This is a genomic window from Burkholderia cepacia (assembly GCF_001039005.1).
Taxonomy (GTDB): Bacteria; Pseudomonadota; Gammaproteobacteria; order Burkholderiales; family Burkholderiaceae; genus Burkholderia; species Burkholderia theae.
Genome location: NZ_LDWR01000051.1, coordinates 1 through 674, shown reverse-complemented (window position 1 = coordinate 674; position 674 = coordinate 1). Strand labels below are relative to the sequence as shown.

Below are 674 nucleotides of genomic sequence, written 5' to 3'. Positions count from 1 at the left end.
CGACGAAATGGCGCTGGTCGCGGTACCAACCTGTTGGGCAACGGAATAAAGCTGGCTGCCGTTGATCGCGTCGGTACTGGTCTGCGTCACTTGGCCGGCGGCGACGTTGGTGATTTGTCGCTCGTTGCCCGCGCTGCCGACGCTAACGGTGCCGACCGGCGCGGTGCCTGCGAATCCACCGAACGTGACGCCGCTGACGGTCGCGCTGCTCGTGGGATTGGCCGCGGCGGTCTGCGAGTTGGCGCCGAGCGCGACCGAATTGTTGGTGCCGGCGACGGCGCCGCTGCCGATGGCGACTGCGTCGGTGCCGGTCGCGGTGCTGTCGGGGCCGGTCGAGTTCGCGTGGAAGTACTTGATGCCCTGGCTGTTGATGTTGTTGATCGCCGAGCCGACGCTGTTGGCGGTCGACGTCGTGCCGTTCGCGTTGTAAGTCGTGTATGCCGGCGCGGAGACCGTCCCGGTCGTCGGGTCGTACGTGGAGCCGCCACCGAGTGCCGACGCCGTGCTGTTGCCGAGGTTGTCCGTCTTGACCGTGACCGTGCTCAGGCCGGTCGACAGCGAACCGATCGAGCTCGTGGCAGTCGAGAGACCCGTCGACGTCGAGGTCGACAGCGACAGGACCGAACTGTTTGCCGAGCTGATGCCGGTGGACAGCGAGTTGATGCCGGTCGAGG

Annotated in this window: 1 pseudogene; it reads right to left on the bottom strand. The window is 66.8% G+C overall.

Annotation, left to right across the window (positions count from 1 at the left end):
* Window positions 1–674: pseudogene (locus VL15_RS28620) on the bottom strand (cell surface protein); the annotation flags it as partial.